18 protein-coding genes are annotated in these 19906 nt (G+C 69.2%); 9 read left to right on the top strand and 9 right to left on the bottom strand.

Going from position 1 to position 19906, the window contains the following annotated elements; translation table 11 throughout:
* Positions 1 to 60 precede the first annotated feature (60 nt).
* The 4 genes from ACWGO0_RS27455 to ACWGO0_RS27470 all read right to left on the bottom strand — a co-directional run bounded on the left by ACWGO0_RS27455 (position 61) and on the right by ACWGO0_RS27470 (position 4432).
* A complete protein-coding gene (locus tag ACWGO0_RS27455; RefSeq protein ID WP_453540508.1) occupies positions 61 to 1185 on the bottom strand; it encodes a GuaB3 family IMP dehydrogenase-related protein in 1125 nt (374 codons plus the stop codon).
* Positions 1186 to 1290: 105 nt separating this feature from the next.
* The gene (gene guaB / locus ACWGO0_RS27460; RefSeq protein WP_453540511.1) at positions 1291 to 2793 is read right to left on the bottom strand and encodes an IMP dehydrogenase; all 1503 of its coding nucleotides are present in this window, start codon (positions 2791 to 2793) and stop codon (positions 1291 to 1293) included.
* A gap of 150 nt (positions 2794 to 2943) precedes the next feature.
* Complete coding sequence (locus ACWGO0_RS27465) at positions 2944 to 3519, bottom strand: sigma-70 family RNA polymerase sigma factor (protein WP_056796454.1); 576 nt, start codon at positions 3517 to 3519, stop codon at positions 2944 to 2946.
* Between the two features lie 301 nt (positions 3520 to 3820).
* A complete protein-coding gene (locus ACWGO0_RS27470; protein ID WP_003948568.1) occupies positions 3821 to 4432 on the bottom strand; it encodes a response regulator transcription factor in 612 nt (203 codons plus the stop codon).
* Between the two features lie 422 nt (positions 4433 to 4854).
* On the opposite strand from ACWGO0_RS27470, the gene ACWGO0_RS27475 reads away from it, so the two are divergent.
* Positions 4855 to 5187, top strand: coding sequence for a WhiB family transcriptional regulator (locus ACWGO0_RS27475; protein WP_453540515.1), 333 nt, complete (start codon positions 4855 to 4857; stop codon positions 5185 to 5187).
* Positions 5188 to 5299: 112 nt separating this feature from the next.
* Here ACWGO0_RS27475 and ACWGO0_RS27480 read toward each other — a convergent pair whose 3' ends face one another.
* Entirely contained in the window at positions 5300 to 6190 is an 891-nt protein-coding gene (locus tag ACWGO0_RS27480; RefSeq protein ID WP_453540518.1) for a LysR family transcriptional regulator, read from the bottom strand.
* Between the two features lie 81 nt (positions 6191 to 6271).
* On the opposite strand from ACWGO0_RS27480, the gene ACWGO0_RS27485 reads away from it, so the two are divergent.
* The 3 genes from ACWGO0_RS27485 to ACWGO0_RS27495 all read left to right on the top strand — a co-directional run bounded on the left by ACWGO0_RS27485 (position 6272) and on the right by ACWGO0_RS27495 (position 9470).
* Positions 6272 to 6937, top strand: coding sequence for an MOSC domain-containing protein (locus tag ACWGO0_RS27485; RefSeq protein WP_453540521.1), 666 nt, complete (start codon positions 6272 to 6274; stop codon positions 6935 to 6937).
* A 151-nt stretch (positions 6938 to 7088) separates the two neighbouring features.
* On the top strand, positions 7089 to 8642 hold the full coding sequence (locus tag ACWGO0_RS27490; protein WP_453540524.1) for an outer membrane protein assembly factor BamB family protein: 1554 nt from the start codon (positions 7089 to 7091) through the stop codon (positions 8640 to 8642).
* A gap of 54 nt (positions 8643 to 8696) precedes the next feature.
* Positions 8697 to 9470 (top strand): SDR family NAD(P)-dependent oxidoreductase, encoded by a 774-nt coding sequence (locus ACWGO0_RS27495; RefSeq protein WP_453540527.1) that lies wholly within the window; start codon positions 8697 to 8699, stop codon positions 9468 to 9470.
* Between the two features lie 6 nt (positions 9471 to 9476).
* Here the strand turns inward: ACWGO0_RS27495 and ACWGO0_RS27500 are convergent, their stop codons facing one another.
* On the bottom strand, positions 9477 to 11006 hold the full coding sequence (locus ACWGO0_RS27500; protein ID WP_453540530.1) for a right-handed parallel beta-helix repeat-containing protein: 1530 nt from the start codon (positions 11004 to 11006) through the stop codon (positions 9477 to 9479).
* Between the two features lie 180 nt (positions 11007 to 11186).
* On the opposite strand from ACWGO0_RS27500, the gene ACWGO0_RS27505 reads away from it, so the two are divergent.
* The 5 genes from ACWGO0_RS27505 (at position 11187) to ACWGO0_RS27525 (ending at position 16595) form a co-directional block, all read left to right on the top strand.
* Positions 11187 to 12302: a substrate-binding domain-containing protein gene (locus ACWGO0_RS27505; protein WP_453540533.1), complete on the top strand. Its 1116-nt coding sequence runs from the start codon at positions 11187 to 11189 to the stop codon at positions 12300 to 12302.
* A 135-nt stretch (positions 12303 to 12437) separates the two neighbouring features.
* A complete protein-coding gene (locus tag ACWGO0_RS27510) occupies positions 12438 to 13766 on the top strand; it encodes an ABC transporter substrate-binding protein (protein WP_453540536.1) in 1329 nt (442 codons plus the stop codon).
* On the top strand, positions 13766 to 14659 hold the full coding sequence (locus tag ACWGO0_RS27515) for a carbohydrate ABC transporter permease (RefSeq protein ID WP_453540539.1): 894 nt from the start codon (positions 13766 to 13768) through the stop codon (positions 14657 to 14659). Before ACWGO0_RS27510 ends, ACWGO0_RS27515 begins: the two co-directional genes overlap by 1 nt.
* Positions 14656 to 15510 carry a carbohydrate ABC transporter permease gene (locus ACWGO0_RS27520; protein WP_453540542.1) on the top strand — a complete coding sequence of 285 codons (855 nt, stop codon included), beginning with the start codon at positions 14656 to 14658 and terminating at the stop codon, positions 15508 to 15510. The genes ACWGO0_RS27515 and ACWGO0_RS27520 overlap by 4 nt, the downstream gene beginning before the upstream one ends.
* Positions 15511 to 15545: 35 nt before the next feature.
* Positions 15546 to 16595, top strand: a complete 1050-nt coding sequence (locus ACWGO0_RS27525; protein ID WP_453540545.1) for a hydroxyacid dehydrogenase — start codon at positions 15546 to 15548, stop codon at positions 16593 to 16595.
* A gap of 75 nt (positions 16596 to 16670) precedes the next feature.
* Here ACWGO0_RS27525 and groL read toward each other — a convergent pair whose 3' ends face one another.
* The 3 genes from groL to ACWGO0_RS27540 form a co-directional block, all read right to left on the bottom strand.
* Complete coding sequence (gene groL / locus ACWGO0_RS27530; protein ID WP_453540548.1) at positions 16671 to 18296, bottom strand: chaperonin GroEL; 1626 nt, start codon at positions 18294 to 18296, stop codon at positions 16671 to 16673.
* A 99-nt stretch (positions 18297 to 18395) separates the two neighbouring features.
* Positions 18396 to 18704, bottom strand: coding sequence for a co-chaperone GroES (groES, locus tag ACWGO0_RS27535; RefSeq protein ID WP_003966899.1), 309 nt, complete (start codon positions 18702 to 18704; stop codon positions 18396 to 18398).
* A gap of 221 nt (positions 18705 to 18925) precedes the next feature.
* Positions 18926 to 19885 carry a polysaccharide deacetylase family protein gene (locus tag ACWGO0_RS27540; RefSeq protein ID WP_453540552.1) on the bottom strand — a complete coding sequence of 320 codons (960 nt, stop codon included), beginning with the start codon at positions 19883 to 19885 and terminating at the stop codon, positions 18926 to 18928.
* Positions 19886 to 19906 lie beyond the last annotated feature (21 nt).

A 19906-nucleotide genomic window follows, 5' to 3' on the forward strand; every position in this document is an offset into this window, starting at 1 on the left:
GGCCCGGACCACATCTGTGGTCCGGGCCCTCCGTCATGTCCGGATACCCGGCGCGATGGATCAGCGGCGGTGCTGCGAGTCCGCCACCGTCACCTCGACGCGCTGGAACTCCTTGAGGTCGCTGTAGCCCGTCGTGGCCATCGCGCGGCGCAGGGCGCCGAAGATGTTCATCGAGCCGTCAGGGGTGTGCGAGGGGCCCGTGAGGACCTCCTCCGTCGTCCCGACGCAGCCGAGGTCCACCAGCTTGCCGCGCGGCACGTCCTCGTGGACGGCCTCCATGCCCCAGTGCCGGCCACGGCCGGGGGCGTCCGTCGCACGGGCCAGCGGGGAGCCCATCATCACGGCGTCCGCGCCACAGGCGACGGCCTTCGGGATGTCGCCGGACCAGCCGACGCCACCGTCCGCGATCACGTGCACGTACCGGCCGCCGGACTCGTCCATGTAGTCGCGACGGGCACCGGCCACATCGGCGACCGCGGTCGCCATCGGGACCTGGATGCCGAAGACGTTGCGCGTGGTGTGCGCCGCGCCGCCGCCGAAGCCGACGAGGACACCCGCCGCGCCGGTGCGCATCAGGTGCAGGGCCGCGGTGTACGTGGCGCAGCCGCCGACGATGACCGGGACGTCCAGCTCGTAGATGAACTGCTTCAGGTTGAGCGGCTCGGCCGCACCCGAGACGTGCTCGGCGGAGACCGTCGTACCGCGGATGACGAAGATGTCCACGCCCGCGTCGACGACCGCCTTGGAGAACTGGGCGGTGCGCTGCGGGGAGAGCGCGGCGGCGGTGACGACACCGGAGTCGCGCACCTCCTTGATGCGCTGCCCGATCAGCTCCTCCTGGATGGGGGCGGAGTAGATCTCCTGGAGCCGGCGGGTCGCGGACTCGACGGGCATCTCGGCGATCTCGTCGAGGAGCGGCTGCGGGTCGGCGTGCCGGGTCCACAGCCCTTCAAGGTTGAGCACGCCCAGGCCGCCGAGCTCGCCGATCCGGATGGCGTGCTGCGGTGAGACCACGGAGTCCATGGGGGCGGCCAGGAACGGCAGCTCGAACCGGTAGGCATCGATCTGCCAGGCGATCGAGACCTCCTTCGGGTCGCGGGTACGGCGGCTCGGTACGACGGCGATGTCGTCGAATGCGTATGCCCGACGGCCGCGCTTGCCGCGCCCGATCTCGATCTCAGTCACGATGTGTGGCCTTTCCCTCTACGTCTGCCATGCCAGTATCCCCGACACACGTCGGAGGGGCGGCCCCGGGAACCCCCCGGGGCCGCCCCTCGGGCGACTGTGCGGCTACTTCCTGCTGTAGTTCGGCGCTTCGACCGTCATCTGGATGTCGTGCGGGTGGCTCTCCTTGAGACCCGCCGAGGTGATCCGTACGAAACGGCCCTTGCGCTCCATCTCGTCGACCGAGGCCGCGCCCACGTACCCCATCGTCTGGCGGAGACCGCCGACGAGCTGGTGCAGCACGTTGGCGAGCGGGCCGCGGTAGGGCACCTGGCCCTCGATGCCTTCGGGCACGAGCTTGTCGTCGGAGGACACCTCGGCCTGGAAGTAACGGTCCTTCGAGTACGAGCGGCCCTGGCCGCGGGACTGCATCGCGCCCAGCGATCCCATGCCGCGGTACGACTTGAACTGCTTGCCGTTGATGAAGAGGAGCTCGCCCGGGGACTCCTCGCAGCCCGCGAGCAGGGAGCCCAGCATCACGCTGTCGGCACCGGCGGCGAGCGCCTTGCCGATGTCGCCCGAGTACTGCAGGCCGCCGTCGCCGATGACCGGGACGCCCGCGACCCGGGCGGCGAGTGCGGCCTCGTAGATCGCGGTGACCTGCGGGACGCCGATGCCGGCGACCACGCGGGTGGTGCAGATCGAGCCGGGGCCGACGCCGACCTTGACGCCGTCCACGCCCGCGTCGATCAGGGCCTGGGCGCCGTCACGGGTAGCGACGTTGCCGCCGATGACGTCGACGTTCACGGCCGACTTGATCTTCGCCATCCAGTTGAGGGCGTTGCTGTTGTGGCCGTGCGAGGTGTCGACGATCAGGAAGTCCACACCGGCCCCGGCGAGCGCCTGGGCGCGGTCCAGCGCCTCCGGGCTGGCCCCGACCGCCGCGCCGACGAGCAGACGGCCCTCGGAGTCCTTGGCCGCGTTCGGGTACTGCTCGGCCTTCTTGAAGTCCTTGACCGTGATGAGGCCCTTGAGGATGCCCGCCTCGTCGACCAGCGGAAGCTTCTCGATCTTGTGGCGGCGCAGGAGCTGCATGGCGTCCTCGCCGGAGATGCCGACCCGGCCGGTGACCAGCGGCATCGGCGTCATGACCTCGCGCACCTGGCGCGAACGGTCCGACTCGAAGGCCATGTCACGGTTGGTGACGATGCCGAGCAGCTTGCCCGACCGGTCGGTGACCGGGACGCCGCTGATGCGGAACTTGGCACAGAGCGCGTCGGCCTCGCCGAGCGTGGCGTCCGGGCTGACCGTGATCGGGTCGGTGACCATGCCGGACTCGGACCGCTTCACCAGGTCGACCTGGTTGACCTGGTCCTCGACGGACAGGTTGCGGTGCAGTACGCCGACGCCGCCCTGACGGGCCATGGCGATCGCCATACGGGCCTCGGTCACCTTGTCCATCGCGGCGGAGAGCAGGGGAATGTTCACCCGTACGTTCCGCGAGATGAGCGACGAGGTGTCGACCGCGTTGGGCAGCACTTCGGATGCGCCCGGCAGCAGCAGCACGTCGTCGTATGTCAGCCCGAGCGTCGCGAATTTCTCGGGCACTCCGTCGACGTTTGCAGTCATGACACCTTCCCCAAATGGCCTTGATCGGTGCGGATGTCCATGCTAACGGGCATCCGGGGTGTCTCATTCCACGATCAAGATCAGTAAGCAGTTCTGTAGTTTCCTACGGTCCGCCGAGGAGGTCCGCGGGGCGGGCGCGGGCAGGCGCCCCTACTGTCCGGCGAGGGCGCGCAGCCTGCTCAGCGCGCGGTGCTGGGCGACCCGGACGGCGCCCGGGGACATCCCCAGCATCTGTCCGGTCTCCTCGGCCGTCAGACCGACGGCGACCCGCAGGACCAGCAGCTCGCGCTGGTTCTCCGGGAGGTTGGCCAGGAGCTTCTTGGCCCAGGCCGCGTCACTGCTGAGCAGGGCACGCTCCTCCGGGCCGAGCGAGTCGTCGGGCCGCTCCGGCATCTCGTCGGAGGGCACGGCCGTCGACCCGGGGTGCCGCATGGCGGCGCGCTGGAGGTCGGCGACCTTGTGACCCGCGATGGCGAAGACGAAGGCTTCGAAGGGTCTGCCGGTGTCCTTGTACCGGGGCAGCGCCATCAGCACCGCGACACAGACCTCCTGCGCCAGGTCCTCCACGAAGTGACGGGCATCACCGGGCAACCGGTTCAGCCGGGACCTGCAGTAGCGCAGCGCGAGGGGGTGGACATGGGCCAGCAGATCGTGAGTGGCCTGCGCGTCGCCGTCGACGGCACGGTGCACGAGCGCACCGATCACCGTTGTCTCGTCATCGCGCATCGGACCATGGTGCCTTGGCGCCGCTGGATCCGCGGCACCGCGTCCTGAGTTGTGCACCGAAGCGTTATGAGCGGGTGCGCCGGATGTCATGTCCTGCGCCCTCCCCTTCCGCTCGACCGAATCGTTCCCGAGGAACTCCACATCTCAAGGATGCGTCATCGGCCGGGAAGCGTCACATACCGCTGGTCGGAAGGGCCCGGTCGCGGGTCCGCCGCCCCGCCGTCCCCGCCCCGCCTTCCCCGTCACCCCGCCCGCCGCTCCGCGGACGGGGGTGGTTTCGGCTACCGGCCGTGGCCCGGTGTCAGCGGACCAGGCCCCAGCGGAAGCCGAGCGCCACGGCGTGCGCACGGTCCGAGGCTCCGAGCTTCTTGAAGAGGCGCCTGGCGTGCGTCTTCACCGTGTCCTCGGAGAGGAACAGCTCGCGCCCGATCTCCGCGTTGGACCGGCCGTGGCTCATGCCTTCGAGCACCTGGATCTCACGCGCGGTGAGCGTCGGCGCCGCCCCCATCTCGGCGGACCGCAGCCGGCGCGGGGCGAGCCGCCACGTCGGATCGGCCAGCGCCTGGGTCACGGTGGCCCGCAGCTCGGCGCGCGAGGCGTCCTTGTGCAGATAGCCGCGGGCGCCGGCGGCGACCGCGAGCGCGACACCGTCCAGGTCCTCGGCGACGGTCAGCATGATGATCCGGGCCCCCGGGTCGGCTGAGAGCAGTCGCCGGACCGTCTCCACACCCCCCAGACCGGGCATGCGTACGTCCATCAGAATCAGATCCGAACGGTCGGCCCCCCAGCGGCGGAGGACTTCCTCGCCGTTGGCCGCCGTCGTCACGCGCTCGACGCCGGGAACGGTCGCAACCGCGCGGCGGAGCGCTTCTCGGGCAAGCGGGGAGTCGTCGCAGACGAGGACGGATGTCATGACCGTCCTCCGCAGCTGATGCGCGTCACCTTGAGCCTCCAGGCTGATACAAGTCGTCACCTGTGCGGTTGACCCCCTCGGACATCTGCCCGAGCTCGTTCTTCGTCAACCGCCTCCGCACTCTCAACGATGGTCACTCGAAAGAGTTACGGGTCGGAAGGTCGAGTTCGGCACTCTACGTGAGTGTCCGCACACGGAGGAGAGCGGCGCGGATCGTCCAGGCGTCAACGGAAACTTCACCTGAAGGTATGCCCCATTTAGCCGATTTTCTTCCCTTTTGAGGGTGTCTGTGGCTAGATTCGCAATCAGTCATATTTACATCTACTAACACCGTAGATGTACGGTCGGGACTCCGGTCACCGACGATCCACAACGGTCGAGGATGCCGTTTCCGACTCAGCACGGTTTCGAGGGGACAAGCAATGGCAGATTTCTCCCGCCTTCCCGGACCCAACGCAGACCTGTGGGACTGGCAGCTGCTGGCAGCATGCCGAGGGGTCGACAGCTCACTTTTCTTCCACCCGGAGGGTGAGCGCGGGGCGGCTCGGAGCGCTCGCGAGACCTCGGCGAAAGAGGTGTGCATGCGCTGCCCGGTACGGGCCGAGTGCGCGGCGCACGCGCTGGCCGTAAGAGAGCCCTACGGAGTGTGGGGCGGACTGACCGAGGACGAGCGCGAAGAGCTCATGGGCCGGGCACGCAACAGGCTGATCACGGCAGCCCACTCGGGCGCCGCAGGCGGCCCTGGACACGCCTGACACCGACGCCCTCCATCCAATAGAGAAACGTTTCTTCATCAACGTTTCCCCATGACTGGCACGCGAAGATCCCCCTGAAGCGGGCAGCTCCACGTCTACAGAGCTGCCCGTTTCAGCGCGCGGCGGCCAGGGACAGCTGGTCCAGGGTCGCCGCGACCGCCGGCACCCGGGCCAGGTCGGGGAGGGTCAGCGCGACGATCTCGCGCTCGATGGCCGGTTCGACCGTGACGGTCCTGGCCCCCTTCGGGCGTACCGACTCGATCGCCAGCTCCGGCAGGACGGCCACCCCGAGGCCCGCCCCCACCAGTCCGATCACCGCCGGGTAGTCGTCCGTGGCGAAATCGATCCGGGGGGTGAAGCCGGAGGCCTCGCAGACCTCCACGAGCTGGCGGCGGCAGCGCGGGCAGCCCGCGATCCACGGCTCGTCGGCCAGCTCCGCGATGCCCACGGCCTCCGCACCGGCCAGCCGGTGCCCCTCGGGGACCAGTCCGATCAGCCGGTCGGTCAGCAGCGGGCGTACGACCAGGTCGTCCCATTCCCCGCCGGACGCCCCGTAACGGAACGCCAGGGCGATGTCGCAGTCGCCGTCCCGGAGCATCTCCACCGAACGGGGCGGCTCCGCCTCGACGAGCGAGACCCGGGTGCCCGGGTGGGCGGCGCGCAGCGCCGCGAGCGCGCCGGGGACCAGGGTGGAGCTACCGCTGGGGAACGAGACGAGCCGGACCCGGCCCGCCCGCAGCCCGGCGATCGCGGCGACCTCCTCCTCGGCGGCGGTCAGCCCGGCGAGGATGCCGGATGCGTGGCGCACCAGGGCCTCGCCGGCCTGGGTGAGCCTCATCTCGCGGCCCGTACGGATCAGCAGCGTGGTGCCCGCCGATGCCTCCAGCGCCTTCATCTGCTGGCTGACGGCGGGCTGGGTGCACCCCAGTTCGCGCGCGGCCGCGGAGAACGAACCGGTGGTGGACACGGCGCGCAGGACTCGGAGATGACGGGCTTCGATCACATCTCCACCATAAGCGACTCTTCTAGTGCTGGCGAATAATTGGCATGCGGCTTTGAGTGGTGACTCGCTAGCGTGTACGCCATGAAGCTGCTGACCGTGAATCTGGGGCGTCCCAGGCCGTCCGAACACACCGATGGCCCCGGTGGTGTCACCGGGATCGACAAGCACCCGGCCGAGGGACCGGTACGGGTCTCGGATCCGGGCCCCAAGGGCACGGGAGGCAGCGGTCTGGCCGGTGACACGGTGTGCGATCTGCGCCATCACGGCGGCACCGATCAGGCGGTGTACGCCTTCGCGCGCGAGGAGCTCGACGCCTGGGAGAAGGCGCTCGGCCGGGAGCTGGCCAACGGGACGTTCGGCGAGAACCTGACGACCCAGGGGCTCGCCGTGAGCGGGGCCAGGATCGGGGAGCGCTGGCGCATCGGCTCCGGACTCGTGCTGGAGGTGACTTCGGGCCGCATCCCGTGCCGTACGTTCGCAGGTCACCTGGATGAGAAGGGGTGGGTCAAGCGGTTCACCCGCGAGGCCGCCCCGGGTGCGTATCTGCGCGTGATCGAACCGGGGACGGTACGGGCCGGGGACCCGGTCGAGATCGTGCACCGGCCGGACCACGAGGTGACCGTGGCCCTGGAGTTCCGGGCGCGGACGACCGAACGGGAGCTGCTGCCGCAGCTGCTCGCGGCCGGGGACGCGCTGCATCCCGAGACGCTGCGCCAGGCGCGGGAGTACGCGGCGCGCCAGGGCTGAGGACCGGGATCAGGAACCGGGAGCCGGGAGCGTCCCCGGGGACGACGGCTGCTCAGAGACCGTGCGGTCCGGTGTCGTTGAGGGAGAACCGCGTCGATGCGTGGCGCGTCCATGCTTCCTGACCGAATGGCACGTCTCAGGGGGAAGACCTATGCCCAACCCGCCGCAGCCCTGGTACACACCGGGCTCGCCGCAGCAGCCCGTTCCCGGCAACCCCTATGCCTCGGAAGGCTTCGGGCCGCCGCCCGGACCGCCGCCGCGTCGGCGGCGCTTCGGCGGGGCACCGGTCATCGCCGCCGTCGTCGCGCTGTTGCTCGTGGCCGTGGGGGGAGGTGTGTACGCCTTCGTCGACCGGGGAGAGGACGGGCCCACCACCCCCGTGGCGAAGGAATCGTCCGCACCTTCCGCGCCGACGCCCCCGCCCAGCTCCCCCGCGGTCAACACCCCGCAGGGGAAGCACATCCCGACCACGGAGGAGATCAACGCCGCACGGAAGCCGGGGGATGCGGCGGCGTGGGTCGTCGACGACAGGACCGACCTGCCCAACGGGCGCCAGAAACTCCACGACCTGTGGATCGTCGGCGACACCGCCGTCCAGGCACTGCACAAGAAGGTCGCGGCCTACCGTCTCTCGGACGGCGCCGAGGTCTGGAGCCTGCGGTTGCCCGCTCCCGTCTGCGAGACACCGGCCAACCCCACGCCCGACGGCAAGGTCGTACTCGTCTACCACAAGAGGGCCGACACCGGGAGGAACAACCGGTGCAACCAAATGCAGATGATCGATCTGAAGACCGGGAAGCGCGGGTGGCACAAAGAACTCCCCGAGACCGGTGACGGGGACAACACGTTCATCGTGCACAGCGCCATCAGCGCCGGCACCTTCGCGATCGCCCGGAGCATGAAGGCGACCGCCTACCGGGTCGACGACGGGACCGAGCTGTTCGACATCCCCTGGGAGGACCCGGGGAAGTGCTTCCCCGACGATGTGGCGGGCGGCTCCCGGCTCCTGGTGAGCTCCGACTGCATGCTCGACATCGACCAGAGCAAGAACCACAGCCAGCTCCGCGAGATCGACCCGCTCACCGGCAAGGTCCTGTGGCGCCACCGGACGAAGACCGGATGGAAGCTCGGAAGCATGATCTCCGTCGATCCGGTCGTCTTCACCACGGAAAACGCCGAAGACCACATCAACGACTGGCGGGTCGTGGCCCTGGGACCGGGAGGAAAGCCCGGCAGCACCATCGACCCCCGGGGCAAGAGCATCGAGCGATGCGCCGGAGACGGCAGCGGCGGCGACATCCAGCCCTGTCGCGGCACCGCGGTCGGCAACGGCCTCATCGTTCTGGGCGGCAACGACAGGATCCGCCTGTACGACCTGGCCACCGGGAAGTTCCTCTGGGGGGTCAAGACCAACGAGCTGCGCCAGATGTATCCCCTGCGCGCGGAGAAGGGCAGGGCGGTGCTCGTCTACGAGTCGGCCACACCGAGCCGCCCCGGCCGGACCTTCCTGATGGGCCCGGGCGCCGCGGGTACGGAGAAGGTGGTGCTGCGACACCCCGAATCGACCGCGGCGCAGGAGTACGAGATGTTCGGCGGGCGGCTGGCCTACGCCGGCGGGCGGGTCGTCCTCACGTCGGCGGGCGTCAGCGGCAACGACGACCAGCACGAGGCCCGCATGCTGTCCTTCGCTCCCGGCCCGCCCTGACCGGGCACCGGGCGGGTGCGTTCCCCGGTCACGCGGGGCACTAACGTGCCGCGTATGACGACTGCACTGATTACGGGCGCGACGGCGGGGATCGGGGCCGCTTTCGCGCGGCGGCTCGCGGGCGACGGGCACAACCTGGTGCTGGTGGCCCGTGACACCGAGCGGCTGCGGGCCCAGGCCACCGAACTGCACGACCGGCACGGCATCGAGGCCGAGGTCCTGACAGCCGATCTCTCCGAGGACAAGGGGATCGCGGCGGTCGAGGCCCGGCTCGGGGACCGCCACCAGTCCGTCGACCTCCTGGTCAACAACGCCGGGTTCGGCAACAAGGGGCGCTATCTGGAGGTCCCCATGGCCGATGAGCTGACGATGCTGAAGGTGCACTGCGAGGCGGTGCTGCGGCTGACGTCCGCCGCGGCGGCCGGGATGAAGGAGCGGGGCCGCGGCGGAGTCATCAACGTGGCGTCCGTCGCGGCTTTCGTGCCGCGCGGGACGTACGGGGCGTCCAAGGCGTGGGTCGTGCAGTTCACCCAGGGGGCGGCCAAGGACCTGGCCGGTTCCGGGGTGCGGCTGATGGCGCTCTGTCCCGGGTTCGTTCGGACGGAGTTCCACGAGCGTGCAGGGATGGGTACGTCCAACATCCCCGGGTGGATGTGGCTCGACGCGGACAAGCTGGTGACGAGCGCGCTCGCGGACCTGGCGCGCGGCAGGACCGTGTCGATCCCGGACGCCCGGTACAAGGCCCTCATGGGGCTGGTGAAGGTGACGCCTCGCGGCCTGCTCGGAGGGATGAGCTCCAGGACAGGCCGCAAGTACGGTCCTCAGTAGAAGGGCTTACGGGATTCCGGGGCCCTGGTAGGCGCCCATGTTCGGGGCGGTGTCCGGCAGCGGGTTGCCGAAGTAGTCCTTGCCACCGTTGTCCTCGATGACGGCACCGGCGGCGAGGGCCGGCGACCCGGCACCGAGCTTCCAGTCGTCGCGCAGCAGCGGGTCGGCGGTGATGCCGCCCGGGTTGGGACGGGTCATGTTGATGCCGTGGAAGGCGTTGTGGCCGAAGGAGAGCCCCGGGGTCGGGTTGGTGAAGCCGTATCCGCCCGTGCCGCCGCTCACGAAGACGTTGTTGCGGATCGACTGCTCGTGGACGGTGGCGGAGGGATTGCCGTTGTCGTCCTGCACCAGGTAGGCGGGGATCTTCTCCTTGTTGTAGAAGGTGTTGTTGTAGATCTGGGTGTTGAGGATGGGTCCCCAGCAGTTCTGCAGCAGCCGGGCACCGTCGTTGCGGCTGACGTTGTAGCGGGCGACCGTGTCGACGGTCTTGGCGCCGCTGTAGGGGCAGACCAGCAGGAAGCCGCCCTTGTTGTCGTGGCTGTAGTTGTACTGGAAGACCGTGTGGTTGGAGGCGCCGTCGGCATCGAAGGACATGCCGTCGTGGGTGTTTCCGCCGCCGGACACCTCGTTGTACTCGATGACCGTGTCGTCGGTGTTGAACGTCCAGATGCCCGCGTTCGCGGAGGGCGAGCGCAGCTGGAAGCCGTCGATACGGTTGTGGTCGACGCGGGCGCCCGCCGTGGTGTCCAGCTTCATGCCGTCGCCGGCCAGCGACCTGAGGGTGTTGTGGTGGATGCGGACACCGGTGGACGGGGTCCAGGCGCCGGGGTAGACGTTCGGGTCCTGCTGATTGCCCACCAGAGGGCGCTTGGAGAAGGTCGACTTGAAGTAGATGCCCTCGCGGTCGACGTCCTCGATGAGGTTGTGGTGGATCTCGACGCCGTCGTAACTGCTGGCCTTCGCCGTGCCCTGGACCGCTACGTGGATGGCGCTGGAACCGGTGATGGTCTTGTAGTCGCCGCCGCGCACGTCGTGGATGTAGAGGTGGTCGATCTCGAAGCCGCGGGCCGTCCCGTAGTCGGTCAGACGCAGCCGTACGGCGTTACGTTCGCTGCCCGGGTTCGCGGCGTTGGTGATCTCCAGGCGGGTCAGCCGGACGTGCTCGGTGTCGGAGAGGAGTACGACGTCGTGTGCGCCCGCACCGTCGAGCTTGGCGCGCTCGGTGCTGTCGCCGTAGTCGGCGATGGTGAACGGCGCTCCGGCGGAGCCCGCGCCCTTCGGGGTGAGCGTGCCGGTGCAGGTGGCCCCGCGCTTGAAGAGCAGGCGGTCGCCGGGGCCGTAGACGGCGGCGTTGGCCTCGGCGAGCGTGGTCCAGGGGTGATTCCGGCTTCCGTCGGCGCCCTGCGGAGCGGCGGAGCAGTCGACGTGGAAGGCTCGGCCGTCGGTCGCCGCCTGCGCGGCACTCGCGCCCGTGGCGGCCAGACCTGCGGCGGCGGTCAGGGCAGCGAGCAGGGCTGCGGTGACACGATGTCTCACAATTCCTCCGTACGTCAGGGTTGGATCAGGTCGGATCGGGTCGGCATCGCCGGAATCCTGGACCCGGACTGATCGAACGTCAATGGATTGCGTTTGAATGATCGAAACTCCCATCGTTCGATCACGTTGGTCTAGGGTCAGGGAACCGGTCGGGGAACACATGTCGAGGGGACTGCTGCCGTGCGCGAGAGTGCTGCTGAACGCCATGACCGCCTGCTGGGGCTGGTACGGGAACGGGGCTCCGCCCGCGTCTCCGATCTCGCCTCCCAGCTGGGGGTCTCACCCGTCACGGTGCGCCGGGACGTCGAGGAGCTGGCGGCCCGTGGCCTGCTCGACCGGGTGCACGGTTCGGTCTCCTGGCCGCAGGACAGCGGCGTCACGGCGGCCGGTGCCGCGGGCGGTGCGGGCGGCGGCGCGGGCGGCGGCCTCGTCCTCGGCATGCTCGCGCCCTCCTCGACGTACTACTTCGCCGAAGTGATCCGAGGAGCGCACGAGGCCGCGGCGCGCGCCGGGGCCCGGCTCATCCTGCGGATCTCGGACTACCGGCCGGAGGAGGACCACGCCCGCACACAGGGCCTGCTCGCCGCGGGCGCCGAGGGCGTGCTGGTCGCGCCCGGCTGGCGGCGGCCCGGCGACCCGGCGGCGTTCGGCGACTGGCTCACCTCCCTGCCCGTGCCCACGGTGCTCCTCGAACGGCAGCCGGCCGCCGGTTCCCCGCTGGACGCCCTGGACCGGGTCTGCTCGGACCACCGGCACGGAGTGCTGCTCGCCCTGCGCCACCTGGTGGGACTCGGCCACGGGGCGCCCCTGCTGATGGCCCGCGCCGATTCACCGACGGCACTCGCGGTGCGGTCCGGGTACGAGGAGGCACTCGCCGTACTGGGGCTTCGCGCCCCGCAGGACGTGATCGGCTCCGTACCCGCCGACCAGGAGCCGGACGCCTTCGAGGAGGCCGTGCAGGCCCTGCGCGAGGCCGTCGTCTCCGGGGTGGCGACCGCGGCCCTGATCCACAACGACGTGGACGCGATCCAGGTCGTACAGCGGCTGGCCGAGCTCGGCGTGCGCGTGCCGCAGGACCTCGCGCTCATCGCCTACGACGACGAGGTGGCGGCGCTCGCGGACACTCCGCTCACCGCCGTGGCCCCGCCCAAGCGGGAGGTGGGAAGACATGCGACGGACCTGCTGGTGGAACGCCTCACGCAGGCCCGGGACACCGGCGCCGAGCCGCCCCGCCGCCATCTGACGCTGCTCCCGCAGCTCCGCGTCCGGGACTCCTGCGGAGACCCCCTGGCGTAGCTCAACCGACCGGTTTCCTTCATAACCGTTCTGATCTTTTTTCGATCAATCAATCTTTCGCTCTTGACTTCGGTCACGGCGAGTTCCAGGATCACGGCCAACGCCCCATTTCGCCGCCTGTTCAGGAGCCTCGCTGTGAGCCGCAGTTGGAGCAGAACGTCCCACGTCATCGTCGGCGCCGCCACCGCCCTCGCCGTTCTCACGGCGTGCGGCGGCAGCGGTGAGAACGAAGCCGCACCCGGAAGCGACGGCAAGCCCGTCAGCATCACCTTCTGGGGCTGGGCGAAGGGATCGAAGGAAGTCGTCGACGCGTTCAACGCCTCGCACAAGAACATCAAGGTCGTCTACGAGGAGATCCCGTCCGGTAACGCGGGCGGCTACGCCAAGATCTCCAACGCGGTGAAGGCGGGCAACGCGCCCGACCTCGTCAGCATCGAGTACCCGCAGCTGCCCGAGTTCGTCAGCCAGGGCTCGGTCCAGGACATCAGCGCGTACGTCACGGACGACATCAAGAAGAAGCTGCTGCCGCAGGCGGTGGAACTGACCACGCTCGGCGGCAAGAACTGGGCCGTCCCGTTCGACGCCTCGCCGCAGGCGTTCTACTACCGCCAGGACCTGTTCAAGAAGTACGGCGTCGAGGTCCCCAAGACCTGGGACGACTTCCGCGAGGCGGCCGAGAAGGTCAAGAAGGCCGACAAGAAGGCCCGCATCGGCACCTTCTTCCCCGACGACCCGACCACCTTCCAGGCGATGGCCTGGCAGGCCGGGGCCCAGTGGTACAAAGCCGAGGGCGACGCCTGGAAGGTGAACACCACCGACGGGGCGACCACGAAGACCGCCGACTACTGGCAGGGTCTGATCGACGACGACCTGATCAGGGCCAACGCCTCGTTCAGCCCGGAGTGGACCAACTCGCTCAAGAGCGGCGGCACGGTCGGCTACCTCGGGGCCGCCTGGGGCGCCGGTGTCCTGAAGGGCACGCTGCCCGAGCAGAGCGGCAAGTGGGCCGTCGCACCGATGCCCAGCTGGGACGGCACACCGGCGAGCGGCATGCTCGGCGGGTCCACCTTCGCCGTGTCGAAGAACAGCAAGAAGGCCGAGGCGGCCGTCGAGTTCGCCACCTGGATGTCGACCACGCCGGAAGGCATCAAGGCCCGTATCGCATCCGGCACTTCGAGCGCCTTCCCGGCCGCGGCCGAACTGCGCCCGGTGGCGAAGGCCGCCTTCGACGCGAGCTACTACGGCGGCGAGGACATCTACCAGGTCTTCGAGGGCGCCGCGACGTCCATCCGGCCCGACTGGGCCTGGGGCCCGACGACCGGCACCTCCAACACGGTCATCAAGGACCAGTTCGGCAAGGTGGCGAGCGGGGACACCACGATCACCGAAGCGGTGAAGGCGGGCCATGACGCCACGGTCGCCGAGCTCAAGAAGCGCGGCCTGAAGGTCGAGGACGCCGGCTGATGAAGCGCGCCCGGACAAACAGAGCCGCCGCAGTCCTGCTGGTCCCGTTCTTCGCGCTGTTCACCGTGGTCATGGTGGTGCCGATCGGTTACGCGGTCTGGCTCAGCCTGTTCACGGAGAAGCAGTCAGGACTGGGTTTCGGCGGTACCGAGACCGTCTTCAGCGGCCTCGACAACTACGCGGCGGCGCTGGGTGACCGGGCCTTCCGCGAGGGCTTCGTCGTCCTGCTCGGATACTGCCTCTTCTACATTCCGCTGCTGCTCGTCGGAGCCCTCGCGCTCGCACTGCTGCTGGACTCCACGCTCGCCCGCGCCCGCCGGTTCTTCCAGCTCGCACTCTTCCTCCCGCACGCCGTGCCCGGCATCATCGCCGCGCTGATCTGGGTCTACCTCTACACACCCCAGCTCAGCCCGGTGGTCAGCGCCATGGAGTCCGGGGGAATCGGCTTCGACTTCTTCTCGCCCGAAGGCGCCCTCCCCTCCATCGTCAACATCGCGCTGTGGGAATGGCTCGGCTACAACATGGTGATCTTCTACGCCGCGCTCCAGGCCGTGGACCGTTCCGTACTCGAAGCGGCCACGGTGGACGGTGCGGGGGCATGGCGGATCGCCTTCTCCATCAAGGTGCCGCTGATCCGCGCCTCGGTCGCGATGGTCGCCCTGTTCACGGTCATCGGCTCGCTCCAGCTGTTCACCGAGCCGCTGATCCTCAACAAGGGGACGGGCTCCGCCGTCTCCTCCACCTGGACGCCGAACATGTACGCGTACACCGCGGCCTTCGAACGCAACGACTACGGGCTCGCCGCCGCCGCATCCATCCTGCTGGCCCTGACCGCCGCGCTGCTGTCCTTCGTCGTCACCCGCTTCACCGGACGCAAGGGCAGGAAGGCATGAACCCCTCAGCTCCCCCGAGCCGCTGGCTGTCGAAGACCGCCGTCAACGGCTTCCTGATGCTCGCCGTCGTCTACATGCTCTTCCCCCTCGTCTGGCTGGTCACTGCGGCCACCAAGGACACCGGCGACCTGCTCGCGGGCAACGCCTTCTCGTTCGAGGGCTTCAACCTCGGCGAGAACCTGTCGAACCTCGCCTCGTACGGCGACGGCGTCTACTTCCGCTGGTACCTCAACAGCCTTCTCTACGCCGGCGGCGGGGCGCTCGTCTGCTCCCTGATCTGTGTCGCCGCGGGCTACGCCTTCGACAAGTACGAATTCCGGGGCAAGGAGAAGCTGTTCGGTCTCGTCCTGATGGGCGTGCTCGTACCGACCACGGCGCTCGCCCTGCCGATGTATCTGCTGGCCTCGAAGACCGGACTGGTCAACACCTACTGGGCGGTGCTGATCCCCGTACTCGTCAACCCGTTCGGCGTGTATCTCGCGCGGGTCTTCTGTACCGGGTACATACCGAACGAGGCCCTGGAGGCGGCCCGGATCGACGGTGCGGGTGAGCTGCGCACCTTCTGGTCGATCGGTCTGCGGATGGTCATGCCGGGCTTCGTGACCGTCTTCCTCTTCCAGTTCACCGCGATCTGGAACAACTTCTTCCTCCCCCTGGTGATGCTCTCGGACCGCGAACTCTTCCCCCTGAGCCTCGGCCTCTATTCCTGGAACGCCAACACCCGTGGCGAGCCGAGCTTCTACCCTCTCGTCGTCACCGGATCGCTCCTCGCCGTCATCCCCCTGATCGTCGCCTTCGTCTCACTGCAGCGGCACTGGAAGGCGGGTCTGACGGCCGGAAGCGTCAAGTGACCGTCAGCGCGAGACCTGAGGAGTCGAGTTCCACCATGCCCCACGCCACTGACAACCGGCCCCGCACGACTGACGACCGGCCCCGCGCACTGCTCGCGATGGGGCCCGGCATCGCCGGCCGGCTGCTCGCGGAGCGCCACCTCACCCGGCTGGCCGCCCTCACCCGTACGGACCCCGGCCTCGTCGCCCACGACCTGGCCGCGCCGGGACCGGAGGCCGCCGCCGCGCTCGCCGAGGCGGACGTGCTCCTCACCTGCTGGGGCGCGACGCCGCTCACCGCGGAGATACTGGCCGCGGCCCCTCGCCTGCGTGCCGTCGTGCACGCGGCCGGGTCCGTCAAGCACCACATCACCGAAGCCTGCTGGGAACGCGGCATCGCCGTCACATCGGCGGCCAATGCCAACGCCCTGCCGGTCGCCGAGTTCACACTCGCCGCGATCATCTTCGCCAACAAGCGGGTGCTGCACGCCGCTCAGCGCTACCGGACACTGCGCGCCGACCACGACTGGCTCCGGGATCTCGACGCGAGCGGCAACTACCGCCGTACGGTCGGCATCGTCGGCGCGTCCCGGATCGGCCGCCGGGTGATCGAACTGCTGCGCCCCTTCGATCTGGACGTCCTGCTGTACGACCCGTACGTCTCCGCCGCCGAGGCGGCCGGGCTCGGTGTGCGGCCGGTGACGCTGGCGGAGCTGTGCGCCCGCAGTTCGGTGGTCTCCGTCCACGCGCCGCAGCTCCCCGAGACGCGCCACCTCATCGGGGCGGAGCAACTGGCGCTGATGCCGGCGGGGGCGACGCTCATCAACACGGCGCGCGGTTCACTGGTCGACGAGGAGGCGCTGCTTCCGGAGCTGGTGGGCGGGCGGCTGCACGCGGTGCTGGATGTGACGGATCCCGAACTGCCCCCGTCGGCTTCCCCGTTGTACGACCTGCCGAACGTCCTGCTCACCCCGCACATCGCCGGGTCGCTGGGCAACGAGCTGCACCGGATGGCCGACCACGCGCTGGACGAGCTGGAACGCTTCGCCGATGGCCGCCCGTTCGCGGACCCGGTGACCGCGGAGGTACTGAACCACTCCGCGTGACCGGCCAGGAAACGCACCGAGGCCCGGTGCCCCCGCGACGGGGGTACCGGGCCTCAGTGATGTGCCGGGCGCGTACTAGTGGGAGTGACCGTGCCCACCGTGACCGGCGTCGGCCTCGTCGTCGGCCGGCTTCTCGACGACCAGGGTCTCGGTCGTGAGCAGCAGCGACGCGATGGACGCGGCGTTCTCCAGCGCGGAGCGGGTGACCTTGACCGGGTCGATGACGCCGGCCTTCACCAGGTCGCCGTACTCGCCGGTCGCGGCGTTGAAGCCCTGGCCCTTGTCGAGCTCGGCGACCTTGGAGGTGATGACGTAACCCTCCAGGCCGGCGTTCTCGGCGATCCAGCGCAGCGGCTCGACGGCGGCGCGGCGCACGACCGCGACACCGGTGGCCTCGTCGCCGGTCTTGCCGAGGTTGCCCTCGAGGACCTTGACGGCGTGGACCAGAGCGGAGCCACCACCGGAGACGATGCCCTCCTCGACCGCGGCGCGGGTCGCGGAGATGGCGTCCTCCAGACGGTGCTTCTTCTCCTTGAGCTCCACCTCGGTGGCGGCACCGACACGGATCACGCACACGCCGCCGGCCAGCTTCGCGAGGCGCTCCTGGAGCTTCTCGCGGTCCCAGTCGGAGTCCGTGGACTCGATCTCGGCCTTGATCTGGTTGACGCGGCCCTTGACGTCGGCGGACTCGCCGCCGCCGTCGACGATGGTCGTGTCGTCCTTGGAGACGGTGACGCGGCGGGCGGTGCCCAGCACGTCGAGACCGGCCTGGTCGAGCTTGAGGCCGACCTCTTCGGCGATGACGGTCGCACCGGTGAGGGTGGCGATGTCGCCGAGCATGGCCTTGCGGCGGTCACCGAAGCCCGGGGCCTTCACCGCGACGGCGTTGAAGGTGCCACGGATCTTGTTGACGACCAGGGTCGAAAGGGCTTCGCCCTCGACGTCCTCGGCGATGATCAGCAGCGGCTTCGAGCCACCCGACTGGATGACCTTCTCCAGGAGCGGGAGCAGCTCCTGGATGGAGCCGATCTTGCCCTGGTGGATCAGGATGTACGGGTCGTCGAGGACGGCCTCCATACGCTCCTGGTCGGTCACCATGTACGGGGACAGGTAGCCCTTGTCGAAGGCCATGCCCTCGGTGAACTCGAGGTCCAGACCGAAGGTGTTGGACTCCTCGACGGTGATGACACCGTCCTTGCCGACCTTGTCCATCGCGTCCGCGATGAGCTCGCCGACCTGGGTGTCCTGCGCGGAGAGCGCGGCCACGGCGGCGATGTCGGACTTGTCCTCGATCGGGCGGGCGGTCGCGAGGAGCTCCTCGGACACGGCCTTGACCGCGGCGTCGATGCCCTTCTTCAGGGCGGCCGGGGAGGCACCCGCGGCGACGTTGCGCAGGCCCTCGCGGACGAGCGCCTGGGCCAGGACGGTGGCGGTGGTGGTGCCGTCACCCGCTACATCGTTGGTCTTGGTCGCCACCTCCTTCACCAGCTGGGCACCGAGGTTCTCGTACGGGTCGTCGAGCTCGACCTCGCGCGCGATGGTGACACCGTCGTTGGTGATGGTGGGAGCGCCGAACTTCTTGTCGATGACGACGTTGCGGCCCTTGGGGCCGATCGTCACCTTCACCGTGTCGGCAAGCTTGTTGACGCCGCGCTCAAGGGCGCGACGGGCGTCCTCGTCGAACTTCAGAATCTTCGCCATGGGCTGTTGCCTGTCCTCTCAAAACGAACTGCGCCCCTGACCACCCGGCTAGTTTTCGCAGGGGGCCAGGGGCGCAGAACAGAAACAAACGTGGGTGAATTACTTCTCGACGATCGCGAGCACGTCGCGAGCCGAGAGGACGAGGTACTCCTCGCCGTTGTACTTCACCTCGGTGCCGCCGTACTTGCTGTACAGAACGACGTCGCCGGTCTTGACGTCGAGCGGAAGGCGCTCGCCGTTCTCGAAGCGGCCCGGGCCCACGGCAAGGACGACGCCCTCCTGGGGCTTCTCCTTGGCGGTGTCGGGAATGACCAGGCCGGAGGCCGTGGTCTGCTCGGCGTCGAGCGGCTGGACCACAATGCGGTCCTCGAGCGGCTTGATCGCAACCTTGGAGCTGGTGGTCGACACGATCCGGTCTCCCCCTTCGGAGATCTCACGGGGTTTAACAGTCTTTGGGGTGGCGACCAGGTCGATCCGTCGTCGCGGGTGCCGGACCTGCCCTGTCGCGCGGTGGTGCTGGCACTCTCCAGTGGGGAGTGCCAGACCCGAGACTATGACCGCGATTAGCACTCGGTCAAGCGGAGTGCCAATTCAGTACCCCGGCGTGGCGGCCGGACCGCCCTCCCGTGTCACACGTAGTCCTCCAGTCTGGCGACCGCGTAACCCTTGTCCGTGACCGTCTTCATGACCCGCCGGATCATGTCGGGCATGGAGCCCTTCCAGTCCTCGCGCCCGCGGAAGTGGGTGAGGATGATGTCGCCGGGGTGCAGGTCGCGGTCCCACTCGCGCCACTCCATGTGGTCGGGGAACGCCTCGGACGACCACAGAGGCACGGCCTTGATGCCGCAGGACTTGGCGATGCGCAGGGTGTCGCGGTTGTAGTTGCCGTACGGCGGCCGGAAGAGCGTGGGCCGCTTCCCGAACCGCTTCGCCATCCTGTCCTGCTGGCCGCAGATCTCCCGCTTCTGCTCTGCGTACGACAGGCCGGGCATATAGCGGTGGTTCAGCGTGTGGTTGCTGAGGGTGACACCGCGGGCCTGCATCTTCTTGAAGTAGCCGTAGTCGTCGTTGATCACGTAGTCGCTGAGGAAGGCGCTGTACGGGATGTCGAGCTCCGTCATCATCCGCAGCAGCTCGGGGTCCTTCTCGGCCCCGTCGTCCATCGTCAGGAAGACGATCCGTTCCTTGGTCGGCACGGTGGTGAAGACGGGCGGCAGCGCGTCCCCGCCGGTGACCTCGAAACCCTTGCGGGTGGTGATGCGCGGTTTGACGGCCGGCGGGGCGGGCGGGACCAGCGGGACCTTCGCCAGCCGCCACTTCTTCGCGACGGCGACCCGGGCGGCCTGCTTCCGCTTCACCTTCTCGGCGTACACGGAAAGCGCGCCGGCCGGCGGCGCCTTCAGTGCGGGCGGCCCCTCCTGACCGGCGGCGGGCGCCGCCGGGCGTTCGCCGCGCCCCGCGCCACCCGCCTTCTCGGCGCCGCCCGTGCCTTCGGCGGCGCACCCGGAGGCGAGTGAGGCGGCAAGGAGTGCGATCAGGACGGTGCAGACCGGCCCACGGGCGAGGAGGCCGGGTCCGTTCCGCTTCATGGCGGATTCTTCCTTTTGTCG

This window comes from Streptomyces sp. NPDC055749 (assembly GCF_053617235.1).

Excerpts from the sequence above, each read along its gene's own strand:
- guaB (WP_453540511.1), bottom strand. The coding sequence starts at position 2,793 with ATGACTGCAAACGTCGACGGAGTGCCCGAGAAATTCGCGACGCTCGGG.
- ACWGO0_RS27465 (WP_056796454.1), bottom strand. The coding sequence starts at position 3,519 with ATGCGCGATGACGAGACAACGGTGATCGGTGCGCTCGTGCACCGTGCC.
- ACWGO0_RS27470 (WP_003948568.1), bottom strand. The coding sequence starts at position 4,432 with ATGACATCCGTCCTCGTCTGCGACGACTCCCCGCTTGCCCGAGAAGCG.
- ACWGO0_RS27475 (WP_453540515.1), top strand. The coding sequence starts at position 4,855 with ATGGCAGATTTCTCCCGCCTTCCCGGACCCAACGCAGACCTGTGGGAC.
- ACWGO0_RS27485 (WP_453540521.1), top strand. The coding sequence starts at position 6,272 with ATGAAGCTGCTGACCGTGAATCTGGGGCGTCCCAGGCCGTCCGAACAC.
- ACWGO0_RS27490 (WP_453540524.1), top strand. The coding sequence starts at position 7,089 with ATGCCCAACCCGCCGCAGCCCTGGTACACACCGGGCTCGCCGCAGCAG.
- ACWGO0_RS27495 (WP_453540527.1), top strand. The coding sequence starts at position 8,697 with ATGACGACTGCACTGATTACGGGCGCGACGGCGGGGATCGGGGCCGCT.
- ACWGO0_RS27515 (WP_453540539.1), top strand. The coding sequence starts at position 13,766 with ATGAAGCGCGCCCGGACAAACAGAGCCGCCGCAGTCCTGCTGGTCCCG.
- ACWGO0_RS27520 (WP_453540542.1), top strand. The coding sequence starts at position 14,656 with ATGAACCCCTCAGCTCCCCCGAGCCGCTGGCTGTCGAAGACCGCCGTC.
- ACWGO0_RS27525 (WP_453540545.1), top strand. The coding sequence starts at position 15,546 with ATGCCCCACGCCACTGACAACCGGCCCCGCACGACTGACGACCGGCCC.
- groL (WP_453540548.1), bottom strand. The coding sequence starts at position 18,296 with ATGGCGAAGATTCTGAAGTTCGACGAGGACGCCCGTCGCGCCCTTGAG.
- ACWGO0_RS27540 (WP_453540552.1), bottom strand. The coding sequence starts at position 19,885 with ATGAAGCGGAACGGACCCGGCCTCCTCGCCCGTGGGCCGGTCTGCACC.